This is a genomic window from Carnobacterium sp. ISL-102 (genome assembly GCF_018612935.1).
Classification (GTDB): domain Bacteria; phylum Bacillota; class Bacilli; order Lactobacillales; family Carnobacteriaceae; genus Carnobacterium_B; species Carnobacterium_B alterfunditum.
On record NZ_JAGGRF010000020.1, the window covers coordinates 1 to 11,814 of the forward strand.

The window sequence follows — 11,814 nt, forward strand, 5'->3', positions numbered from 1 at the left end:
TTTTTTTTTTGTTTTTATTTTTTTTCCTTTTTTAGAACCTCGATTTGGCAGCGTTCGGCATAAGAAAGGTGTTTTCCCTTACGTGAATCTATGTTATTCTTAGTTTGCGTCATGTGAATTCATCCTTGTCTATTGAGAGTTAGTGGTAACTTCAATATAACATGAAATTCACGTGGCGTTTTTTTTAGTTAGCGGTGGCTAACTTCATTATAAAATCCGCCTTTCATTTTCATTTAAAAATTTAGACTTTTCTTAATACAGCTGTCACTATAATTTTGCTTAGATATTTGTTATTATGATAAAGAACATTCAAATAGAAATATATTTATTTAAAGGAGTATTTAGTTTATGGACAGTAGTAATCAATTAGATAGTTCAATTGCAGTTGATGTTGTTGATACTTTGACAGAACAGACCAATATTTTTTCGGAATTTTGGACTTCAATCGATTGGAGCAGTATTATTTCCATGGTGACAGCCAGTGTCATTCAAATTTTATTTTTCATGATTTTCTTTTTCGTTGTAAAAATCATTGGAAACTTTTTTATTGAACGGACATTTGAAAATTACCGCAAGAAAAAAGATATATCTACAAATCGCTTAAATACACTCTATAATTTGACCAAAAATTTATTTCAATCCTTTGTAGGCTTTTTCTTGTTCTATGCGATTCTTTCAGCTATTGGTATTCCTGTCGGTACTCTGCTTGCTGGGGCCGGTGTCATCGGTTTAGCTTTATCTCTTGGGGCTCAAGGATTTGTCAGCGATATAGTAAATGGTTTTTTTCTACTGCTTGAAAAGCAAATAGACGTCGGCGATATTGTTAACTTAGATACTGTTTCGGGTACTGTTGTTGATGTGAATTTAAAAACAACTAAAGTAAAAAGCTTTGATGGAACGCTTAACTTTGTACCTAATCGCTATATTACTATCGTAAGCAATAAATCACGTGAAGACATGCGTGCTCAAGTTGACATTCGGCTTTTACCAAATACTGATATCGAAAAAGTAAATTTAATCATCGCAAATGTGAATGATCAAATTGTTCCACAGTATCCAGATATTACCGAACCTCCTACTAGTTTAGGCTTGATTCATCTTGGAAATGGTTACTACGGGGTAAGAATTGTGATATTTGTCTTACATGGACATGAATATGAAATACAGAATGCTTTTTCTCAAGCATACGTAACTGCTTTAACAAAAGAGGGCATTGAAATACCTGTCAATCCGCTTAATATTGTACAGTAACAATTTCGTATCTTTAACCAAAGGAGGCAAACGTTAATGTCAGTACCACCTAAAATATTAATTTTAACTGGAAGTTATGGAAATGGTCATCTTGAGGTGACCCGTTCCCTAATTACAGAATTAAATAAACGTGGCATCTCCAATATTATTACATCAGATTTATTTTACGAAGCACATCCTGTTTTGACTAACGTTACTAGGAAACTTTACATTAAAAGTTTTACTAAAGGGCAAAACATCTATGGCTTTCTTTATTATAAATCTGATTTTAGATTAACTGATTTTAGAATTGATCGAATGATCGACAGATATGGTTATATGCGTATCAGTCAGCTGATGAAAGAAAATGATTTTGATCTTGTGATCAATACTTTTCCAATGCAAGCTTTGCCTATCTACAAACAGCATACCAAAAGTACCAAGGCTGTGATCCCATTTATTAATGTATTAACTGATTTCTGCTTGCATACTCGCTGGATTTCAGACGGCATCGATTATTTTTTTGTAGCTTGTGATAGTTTGAAGAAAGAATTAGTAGATACTGGAATAAATGAAAATAAAATTACCGTATCAGGTATTCCTATAAAAGAAGAATTTTACCTTTATGATAAGCCTTCTTCTCATGAGTCTGATATCTCCATTCAAACAAAGAACTTACTAATTTCTGCTGGTGCTTACGGAGTAGTAAAAGATTTAGCTCAAATTATCGAAGAATTAAAAGTGAAAAAAAATTTGCATATAACAGTCGTCTGCGGTTCTAATAAACTACTTTTCAATGAACTTATGCAAGCTTATAAAAGTGATGGCAACATAACTATTCTTGGGTACGTTTCGAATATGGCCGATTTGATGAATCAATCTGACATTATGGTTACTAAAGCTGGGGGGATTTCTCTTTCAGAAGCTCTGGCAATTCGAATCCCTTTAGTTTTAACACCTGCTGTTCCTGGACAAGAAAAAGATAATGCAAGATTTTTCGAAAAAGAAGGAATGGCCATTGTTACAAAATCAGAAGATGAGATTGTACCAGCTATTTCAATTTTATTAAAACAACCTCATTTAGCAAAAAATTTGACCGATCAAATGGAAAATCACTTCCATCCGCACGCATCTGCACTTATAATAGATAAAGTTTTAGCGCTGATTGAAAAACCTTCTATTTTTAATGAGGCTGACCATAACTCAAATGAGATTGAAAGTTGATTAAAAATTCTTGTTTCAACGTATTCAATTGCTGTTCGTTGAATACGTTCGTGCTTTACTTTTTAATGGATTTGCTTTATTTATTCATTAAATGACCGATGCCAAATTCAAGATTATCAAAAAAGTTCCCAGTTTAAATCAATTGATTTAAACTGGGAACTTTTTTAATTATTTTACAATAGTCTGTTAGCTTTTTTTTCTAAAAAATCACCTACATGTTCGATAGCAAAGGGGATAGCTTTTTCATTTGGTGTCATTTTAGGGTGATGCAAACCATAAGGACAATCGACACCTAACCAAAACATCGTGCCAGGAATTTTGTCTAAATAATAGCCAAAATCTTCACCTGTCATTTCTGTTTCCATATCTTTGTATTCGACACCTTGTTTTTTTGTCATATAATCAATAAAGGCCAGCGTTTCTACTTCGTTGTTGACTACAGGGTAATAACCACCTTGGTCTAAATCTAAATAAATTTTGCAATTATAAGACAACTCGATCCCTTTAACAATATCTCTTACTCTTTGTTGGGTCAACTTACTCATCTCAGAGGTTAATGTTCTTATAGTCCCAGTAAGGCTAGCATATCCACTAATAATATTTCCAGCTGTTCCAGCATGCATTGTTCCTAAAGTAATCACTGTACCTTCCATTGGGTTAACACTTCGACTAATGATCGTTTGAATTTGATTGATAAATTGACTTGCAGCTACTATCATATCATTCGATTCATGCGGGTATGCAGCGTGTCCGCCTGTACCGCGAAATTCTACATTGATCGCACATGTGCCAGCAAATAACGTTCCTACTTTTGTTCCTAAAGTTCCTACTGGTAAATCCGGTTTCACATGCAGTGCATAAATTTCGTCTGGCATATAATCATTTAAAAAACCACTATCATAAATGATTTTTGCTCCGCTCACATTCTCTTCAGCTGGTTGAAAAATAAACACTAAATCATCTACTGTTTGATGAGAACTAAAATACGTTAATAATCCTAATGCAATCGACATGTGTACATCATGACCACAGGCATGCATTCTTCCATCGTGAATAGATCGAAAAGGTAAGTCTGTTTCTTCTATTACTGGCAAACCATCTATATCGGTTCTCCAACCAATCGTTTTTTCCCCAACGCTGCCTTTTACACGGACTACAATAGCCGTTTCCCATGTTTTTATTTTTAAATTTTCCTGTGGCAACTTTTTGATTTTAGACATTAGATAATCATGCGTTTTGTACTCTTCTAAACCAATTTCAGGAATCAAATGCAATTCTCTTCGCATTTGGATAAAAGGGTTCTCTTGTGTCATTTTCTTCACTCTCTTCTAAAAAAAGAGATGAAGCAGAATGAGATTTCTCCTATCTGTTTCACGCTCTTTTGATTTTATCTTTTTTTATATCTATAGTTCGCGTAAAGCATCAATTAAACCTGTTTTACTTTTTGTTTTTTCGTCAACGTTTTTGATTTTTTTTGCCGGTGTTCCAGCTACAACGGTATAAGGTTCAACATCTTGGATAACAATAGCACCTGCTGCAACAATGGCACCTTCTCCAATTCGAACACCTTCCAATACAACTGCATTAGCCCCGATCAAAACATTATCTTCTACAATAACGGGTTGAGCACTAGCCGGTTCGACTACACCTGCTAATACTGTGCCTGCACCTATATGACAGTTTTTCCCAACTATTGCTCTCCCGCCCAATACAGCACCCATATCGATCATTGTTTTTTCACCGATGATTGCACCAATATTAATTACAGCGCCCATCATGATCACGGCTGAATCACCTATTTCGACTTGATCCCGTATAAAAGCACCTGGCTCAATTCGAGCTTTAAATTTTTTCATATCCACTAATGGAATAGCAGAATTACGGCGATCATTCTCAATTACTTTATCTTTGATCCATTCCTTATTCTCTTCTAAGAAAGGTTCAATCACACTCCATTCACCAAAAATAGTACCTACTTCATCAGTTGTGAAATTTTTGATGGATTCAGGAAAATTTAGTTGATCTAATTTACCTTTTAAATAAACTTTTACTGGTGTTTTTTTTTCACTTTTAGCTATAAATTCAATAATTTCATTAGCATTCATTTTCATCATCCTTTACTAATTAGTAACTTTTCAATGCAAATGTTCTGTTTTTCGGATCACATCATATTTATTTTCAAACTCGTGGGCAATTCGATTCGTTCCTTTTAAGATTTCACTTCTCGTGATGATCCCAATAAAACTGCCATCGTCACTTGCTACACATATAAATGCATGATTCACTAATAAATGAAGAACTTCTTCTAGATCATAAGGGTCGTTTACCACAGCAAAATCAGTGTTCATCACATCTGAAACCACTATATCACCTAATTTATCAAAGTTGATATCTTCTAATCCTGTTATCGCTTCAATAATCATGGGCATAGAAATAAGTCCTCTAATTTTATAATTATTATCTAGAACCGGAATAACTGAATACCCTATTTTTGTAAGAACTAATAATGCATGATTCAATCGATTATTCATTTGAACATGGGCTACTCTGTCAGCTGGAATCAAAAGATTCTCTTTATTTTCCAGTAACATCTTACCAATTTCTTTCCCAATCATTATCTTCATTTCCTTTCTTTAGATTACTAGATCCAAGTACTATTCTATTCTACGTTAAAAGTTCGTTAAAGAGTAGTAACTCAATAGAAATAAACAAAAAATGATAAGCCAGTTTAAAAAGCTTTTTGTTTACTTATTTTTAGAAAAATGACTGTTTAACTCATCCATGGATTTATGTGCTCTATTGTAATAAGTAACCGCTATTTGGTGCTCATCGCTCTCGACAATGGCGTAAGTTGGTACTTGATAGTGACCCCTCGGCTCTGAAATACTACCAGGATTCACTACTACTATATTGTTTATTTTTTCAGATTTAGCTTGATGAGTATGCCCAAAAAATGCATAATCCGCATTTTCTGCTTGGGCTGCATAAACTAACTCCTGCATGCCATGATTAACATTAAATCGATGCCCATGAGCCATAAATATGCGTTCATTTTTTACATCAGCGATTTGTGTCAACTTATACTCATCAGTAAAATCCATATTCCCTCTAACTGCCATCACTGAATCCCAAATTGGATCTGTTGCTTCCAATTCGGAATCACCGCAATGAAAAATTTGATCTACTTCATCCTTATAGCGTTCAACGAGTTCAACTAAAATTTCCCGATCCCCATGACTATCGCTTATAACTAATATTTTCATGCTTTACCCCCATTAATGATGCATTATGTTAACGGTTTATCCATTCATCCCATACTTCATCTAATTTTTCTAATGCTACCGCACGATGACTTAAAGTATTTTTAGCTTCTTGAGACAACTCGGCCATTGTTTTGCCTTTACTTTCAACAAAAAATAACGGATCATAGCCAAAACCATTTTCCCCTTTAGGAATGGTCAAGATGGATCCTTCTACTTCGCCTTCAACAACCAAGCTGTCTTTACCTGGTAAAGCAAGTGCAAGAGTACAATGAAATTGAGCAGTCCGCTTTTCTTTGGGTATATCTGTTAATTCATGCAATAATTTTGCATTATTCGCGGCATCACTTTTAAATTCCCCAGCATAACGAGCAGAGAACACTCCTGGTGCACCATCTAGTGCATCAACTTTCAATCCTGAATCATCAGCTAGCACTACCATGTTGAGTGTATGGGCAATCGTTTCTGCTTTTAATAGTGCATTTTCTTTAAATGTGTTTCCTGTTTCCTCAACTTCAGGAATCTCTGGGAAATCGCGCAATGTTTTCACCTTGAATCCTTTTTCAGCAAACAACGCTTCGAATTCTTTTGCTTTGCCAACATTATTTGTCGCAATTAAAATTTCATCTTTGGCAACCGCCTGATGAATCGTTACTTCTTCATTTTTTAAAGCGACCGCTTGATCAAAAGCATCATTTTGTATTTGTATCAATTCTTTGATTCCTTTTTTCCCAAATTCTAATAATACTGAAAGTTGATCGGCAGAAAAGGTAGCTTCTTCACCTGTACCTTGAATTTCAACAAATTGTCCGCCAGAAGTCATAACTAAATTCATATCCACATCTGCTGCACTATCTTCTAAATAATTTAAATCTAACACAGCTTGTCCATCCGTTAAAATTCCTACGCTTATAGCGGCTACATTTTCTTTTATAGGACTAAGTGCCAATTCACCACTATCTAACAATGTTTGAATAGCTAATTTCAAAGCTACAAATGCGCCTGTCACACTAGCAGTACGCGTTCCACCGTCTGCTTGGATCACGTCACAATCTACCGTGATAGAACGTTCTCCTAACGCTTCTAAATCGATGCTTGAGCGTAATGAACGAGCAATCAGCCGTTGGATTTCCATTGTACGGCCGCTTAGTTTACCTTTAGCTGCTTCACGAATATTTCGCGTATTAGTAGCCCTAGGCAGCATACTGTATTCAGCATGGACCCAGCCGCTTTTCATTCCCTTTAAAAAACGTGGAACTTTAGTTTCAATTGTTGCATTACAAATTACTTTCGTATCACCGAAAGTAACTAATACCGATCCTTCAGGGTGTTTCAAATAATTGGTTTCTATTGTCACCAATCGATTTTCGTCATTTTTTCTACCATCTGCGCGCATACTTGAACCTCACTTTTTTAGTCGAGCTCTTAGCTCTAGCTTAAATTTTTTCTGTTCCTAACTTAATATGTTCAATATCTAATGCCTCATCGCCTAACCATTGAGAGGCAATATCATTAAACATGTGGGTAGATCCTGTGGTGAAAAATTTTCGTTCGGAAACTTCTTTGTTTTCACTTAATTCTGCAAGATTAAAGTAATCTAAAATAGTACTCACTTCACTGATCGTTTCCGCACCTGAATCAATCAATGTCACTGAATCTCCCATCACGTTTTGAATTATAGCGCTCAACAAAGGGTAATGAGTACAGCCTAAAATTAATGTATCGATTTTTTTATTTTTGATCGGTTTCAAAGTTTCTGCGACAATTTTTTTAGCAATCGAACTTCTGTACTCATTACTTTCAACCAAAGGGACAAATTTTGGACAAGCTAAACTATTCACGGATGTCAAAAGGTCTTTTGATTGAATCATTTTTTTATATTTATCGCTATTTACCGTACCTTCAGTTCCAATGATTCCGATGCGATTATTTTTTGTTGCCTTGATGGCAGCGCGGCTTCCGGGTAAGATAACACCGATGATTGGTATAGCTAATTTCTTTTTCAAATCTTCTAAAGCTACTGCAGTAGCAGTATTGCAAGCAATTACGAGCATTTTAATATCCTTATTCAATAAAAAATGCGTCATTTCCCAAGTGAACTGTCTGACTTGTTCTTCAGGTCTTGGGCCATAAGGGCAACGGGCAGTATCTCCTACATAATAAATGGATTCATTTGGAAGTTGTCGCATAGCCTCTTTCACTACAGTTAAACCACCAACTCCTGAATCTATAAAACCTATCGCTTGTTTTTTCATTTTTAACAACCTCAATTTAGTTTCATTTGTACACTCTTCTTATTTTCCCTTTTTTTACACTTAAATTCAAGGGATTAAGTAAATTAACTTTGATAAATATTTAAATACCCCTTTTTTATTTGTTAAAAATCACTGAATCGCATTTTTTTGTAAAAGTGTAGGTTTCTGTTTCAAATCACGTTATAATAAATCGTGAATGACAGAAGAGGTGAATGAGCAAGTGAGTAGAAGCAAAAATGAACAACAAGTGGATCTAGAAAAATTTAATGATATGCCTTCCTTGTTTGGATACGAATTGATCAGAGATATATTGATACCCAATTTATTAGGAGCAGATACACATGAAATTTTATATTGGGCTGGCAAAGAATTGGCTAGACAATACCCACTTAAAAACAGACAAGATATTATTCAATTTTTTGATAAATCCGGTTTTGGCCTACTAAAATTGAGTAAGGGTCAACACAACAAACAGATTTATACTTTGTCCGGTGAAATTGTGCAGGCTCGTTTAGAACACGTACAGTCTAGCTTTAATTTAGAAGCTGGATTTCTAGCTGAACAAATTCAAATGCAAGATAGTTTGTATACTGAAGCTCTAACTGAAGTCAATAAGAAAACAAAAATCATTACTTTTATCGTGCAATCAGATGCACAAGACCGTTTATCAATTGAAGAACCATTGACTCATTTTATTTTGGATGATAACAAGGATAATCGAGATGAAAAAAATAGTCTGATGAATGATAAACTTACTGAATCAGATGAACAAGCTTTACCTTCAAGATCTTCCAGGCATAAATTATGATCGAATCAAAAAAACTGGGATGCAAATAGCCCAGTTTTTTTGATTTTATTTTTTCCGTTCATTTTTTAAAATACTCCAAGATGTTTTCATCGTTTTCATCATTCCAGCATCTGAGTAGACTAGCACATTTGAGCGATACATAACTAGTGATAACAAGGTGAATAATATTGTGAACACAATCATCACGACGATAGAAATCCCTATTCCAACAGTTGAGACCGTTTCGCTTGCTACCCTAAACGGCATAATGAATGGTGTGAAAAAAGGAATATACGAACCAACCTTAACAATAAGTTGATTTGGACTAGCGAAAGCAAATAACCCACCGTAGAATCCAATCATTGCCAAGAAAATCAAAGGTGTAACAGCTTTATTGACATCCTCGATTTTAGTTACTAATGAACCAAAGAAGGCTGCTAATCCAGCATACAATATGATTCCTAATACAAAGTAAATAAGTGTTGTGCCAATTAAATTACTCAACAACTCTCCAAGATCAATGCCTTGCAAGAGTTCTTGAATAAATTTCATGTTTTTCACAAAAGGATAAGCAATCAAAATCAAAATAACATATATAATGATTTGTGTCAGACAAACCAATAAAATACCTGCTAATTTCCCGAAAAAATGAACAGTTGAAGAAACGCTTGATAAAATCACTTCCATGATCCGTGTCCCTTTTTCAGATGCAATTTCTGTCCCAATAATGCTTGCATAATTAATAATAAAAATAAAAATTGCGATCCCAACAATATAGGAACTCCACATTTTGATGGTCTCAGCAGTACTGTCTTGGCTTCTTATTTCGCCATTTTCAAAATCGATCGTTTCAGTTGCTAGATTAGCTGGCGATATTAATTCCTTGGTTTCTTGTTGTGTCAATCCATATTCCGCAGCTTTTCTATTTAACTGAATAGCTGTCAAAAGACCGCTTAAAACAGTCACATTCAAAGTATCACTGGACGACGTATCCACATACTTAGCGGTAACGAGTTGATTTTCAGAGCTGACTTCCAAATAACCATCTAACTCTTCTTGCTTCATAGCTTCTTCTGCAGCTTCTTTAGTTGTAATTTCTTTATTGATGGTAAATTGATCTTCTTCTGTTGCTAATAGCGTCTGTACTTCTTGGTCAGTTGTTAAAATAGCAATTTCAGGCGTATCATTTTCAGTTTGATCGATAAAATAGACAACTCCACCAATGATCAAGAGCATCACTATAGGTGAAAGTACCATTGTTAAAAAACTAAAGGACTTAACATTTTTTTTATAGACATCACTCACGATCACCCAAAACTTATTCAATAGGTTCACCAGCTTTCATTTTAAAGATTTCTTCTATAGTGGGTGGCTGCTGACTGAAAGTAGTGATATAACCATTTTTTGTCACTTTTTCAAAAATTGCCTTTCCATCTTCCGGATGTTCTAAATCAAGAACTTTTAAACCATCCTTTGTCGTTTCGACCTTCAATACTCCTGGCATCTCTTTTAATTCATCATTAGAAACTAGTGTTTCCAAAAATAGTTTTTTCCGTCCGAACTGCTCTCTGATTTCGCGAACTGTTCCATCTAATACCATTTTACCATCTCGTAACATAACTAAATGATCACAGATATCTTCAACGTTATTCATGTTGTGGCTAGAAAAGATAACAGATGCTCCTTGCTTTTTCAATTCTTTGATCCCTGCTTCTAATAAACTAGCATTAACGGGATCTAATCCACTAAACGGTTCATCCAAAATAACGAGCTTAGGCTGATGGATCAGCGTAGCAATCAACTGGATTTTTTGTTGGTTGCCTTTAGATAACGATTTGATTTTATCCGTTTTCTTTCCTTTAACTTGAAACTTTTCCATCCATTTATCTATTTGAGGCTTGATTTCTTTTTTAGATTTCCCTCGTAATTGCGCAAAATAAATAATTTGATCTTCTATTGAAACTTTAGGATATAAGCCACGTTCCTCTGGTAAATAACCGATAATATCATAATCCGCTTTTTTTATTGGTTGTCCATTCCATAAAATTTCCCCAGAATCAGCTGTTAAAAAGTTTAATATCAACCGAAAAGTTGTCGTTTTTCCTGCTCCATTCTGACCGATCATACCTAGAATTTGACCATCCGGAATCGTAAAACTGATATTATCAACAGCTGTCAGTGCTCCGAAAGTTTTTTTCAAATTCTTAACTTCTAGCATAACTTTTCCCCCTAATATCTATGTATTTAGATATTAAGTTTAACAGACTTTCTACCAATAAACTATCAATAACTAAAGGAGCTTTTGTTCCTCTTGATCAAAGCTAAAAAGCGAATTGAGACAGTTGTCTCAATTCGCTTTTCGATACACTTTTATTTATCTACTTGAATATCCCGTTGTAAGTCTGTTCCTGGTGCTCTAGGCATACTTGGATTGTCGATTGGATGATTCCCACCGAATGTTCCATCAGATTCTTTTAGAGGAATCCCTTCTATCGAAGGTCCTTTGTTACTTCCAGTCGGGATTTTTCCTTTAACAGATGCTGATACCTCACCAATAGTCGGCAAAGTGGGATCATGTTTATCTTTTATCAATCTATTTCTTGGATGATGATCCACTTGGTTTGCTTCTGTTTCCTCAGTGATGATCACATAACCACCATGCTTTATTGTTTTATTGTATCGTTCTGTAATTCCAAAATCTAATTTATATTTTTTAAGCGGGTTCTCGACCTCTGATTCACTAAACGTATCTCTGACACGATCCCATACTGATTTATTTTGTTTATTAAGAATAGGGTCCACTTCTGCAATAGTTAAACTTTCAATCGTACCTTTATTTTCTTTATGAGTAACAACAGTTATATCTTCAGGCTGATAACCTTCTGTAATCAAATGTTCAACTTGAGCTGCAGCTTCCTCAACTGATTGGTAAGCACCTTTGAATTTTTTCACCATACTTATTTGCCCTCCTATCATATTTAATTTCTACAACATAATAGTACCAAATAAAGAAGGCGTTCCCAAATAATACGGTTTAAAATTTATTTAACCTTACAAA

General features: G+C 34.6%; 12 protein-coding genes. 3 read left to right on the forward strand and 9 right to left on the reverse strand.

Annotated features, from left to right (window positions below; all coding sequences use genetic code 11):
- Positions 1 to 348: 348 nt before the first annotated feature.
- Positions 349 to 1,251: a mechanosensitive ion channel family protein gene (locus J7E16_RS08080; RefSeq protein WP_214890766.1), complete on the forward strand. Its 903-nt coding sequence runs from the start codon at positions 349 to 351 to the stop codon at positions 1,249 to 1,251.
- Between the two features lie 36 nt (positions 1,252 to 1,287).
- Positions 1,288 to 2,454, forward strand: coding sequence for an MGDG synthase family glycosyltransferase (locus J7E16_RS08085; protein ID WP_214890768.1), 1,167 nt, complete (start codon positions 1,288 to 1,290; stop codon positions 2,452 to 2,454).
- 173 nt (positions 2,455 to 2,627) lie between these two features.
- Here J7E16_RS08085 and J7E16_RS08090 read toward each other — a convergent pair whose 3' ends face one another.
- The 6 genes from J7E16_RS08090 to racE form a co-directional block, all read right to left on the reverse strand.
- Positions 2,628 to 3,767 carry an N-acetyldiaminopimelate deacetylase gene (locus J7E16_RS08090; protein WP_214890770.1) on the reverse strand — a complete coding sequence of 380 codons (1,140 nt, stop codon included), beginning with the start codon at positions 3,765 to 3,767 and terminating at the stop codon, positions 2,628 to 2,630.
- Positions 3,768 to 3,857: 90 nt separating this feature from the next.
- Positions 3,858 to 4,559 (reverse strand): 2,3,4,5-tetrahydropyridine-2,6-dicarboxylate N-acetyltransferase, encoded by a 702-nt coding sequence (gene dapD / locus J7E16_RS08095; RefSeq protein WP_502756797.1) that lies wholly within the window; start codon positions 4,557 to 4,559, stop codon positions 3,858 to 3,860.
- 30 nt (positions 4,560 to 4,589) lie between these two features.
- Positions 4,590 to 5,069: a cyclic-di-AMP-binding protein CbpB gene (gene cbpB / locus J7E16_RS08100; RefSeq protein ID WP_034547828.1), complete on the reverse strand. Its 480-nt coding sequence runs from the start codon at positions 5,067 to 5,069 to the stop codon at positions 4,590 to 4,592.
- A gap of 129 nt (positions 5,070 to 5,198) precedes the next feature.
- Positions 5,199 to 5,717 (reverse strand): metallophosphoesterase, encoded by a 519-nt coding sequence (locus J7E16_RS08105; RefSeq protein WP_214890775.1) that lies wholly within the window; start codon positions 5,715 to 5,717, stop codon positions 5,199 to 5,201.
- A gap of 28 nt (positions 5,718 to 5,745) precedes the next feature.
- Positions 5,746 to 7,110 carry a ribonuclease PH gene (gene rph, locus J7E16_RS08110; RefSeq protein ID WP_214890777.1) on the reverse strand — a complete coding sequence of 455 codons (1,365 nt, stop codon included), beginning with the start codon at positions 7,108 to 7,110 and terminating at the stop codon, positions 5,746 to 5,748.
- A 40-nt stretch (positions 7,111 to 7,150) separates the two neighbouring features.
- Positions 7,151 to 7,969: a glutamate racemase gene (racE, locus tag J7E16_RS08115; protein ID WP_214890779.1), complete on the reverse strand. Its 819-nt coding sequence runs from the start codon at positions 7,967 to 7,969 to the stop codon at positions 7,151 to 7,153.
- Positions 7,970 to 8,189: 220 nt separating this feature from the next.
- On the opposite strand from racE, the gene J7E16_RS08120 reads away from it, so the two are divergent.
- Positions 8,190 to 8,777 carry a YslB family protein gene (locus J7E16_RS08120; RefSeq protein WP_353049877.1) on the forward strand — a complete coding sequence of 196 codons (588 nt, stop codon included), beginning with the start codon at positions 8,190 to 8,192 and terminating at the stop codon, positions 8,775 to 8,777.
- Between the two features lie 45 nt (positions 8,778 to 8,822).
- On the opposite strand, the gene J7E16_RS08125 is transcribed toward J7E16_RS08120, so the two are convergent.
- From J7E16_RS08125 to J7E16_RS08135, 3 genes are all read right to left on the reverse strand, one after another.
- Positions 8,823 to 10,091: an ABC transporter permease gene (locus J7E16_RS08125; RefSeq protein ID WP_353049878.1), complete on the reverse strand. Its 1,269-nt coding sequence runs from the start codon at positions 10,089 to 10,091 to the stop codon at positions 8,823 to 8,825.
- Positions 10,075 to 10,974, reverse strand: coding sequence for an ABC transporter ATP-binding protein (locus tag J7E16_RS08130; protein ID WP_214890785.1), 900 nt, complete (start codon positions 10,972 to 10,974; stop codon positions 10,075 to 10,077). The genes J7E16_RS08125 and J7E16_RS08130 overlap by 17 nt, the downstream gene beginning before the upstream one ends.
- 152 nt (positions 10,975 to 11,126) lie before the next feature.
- Entirely contained in the window at positions 11,127 to 11,711 is a 585-nt protein-coding gene (locus J7E16_RS08135; RefSeq protein ID WP_214890788.1) for a general stress protein, read from the reverse strand.
- Positions 11,712 to 11,814 lie beyond the last annotated feature (103 nt).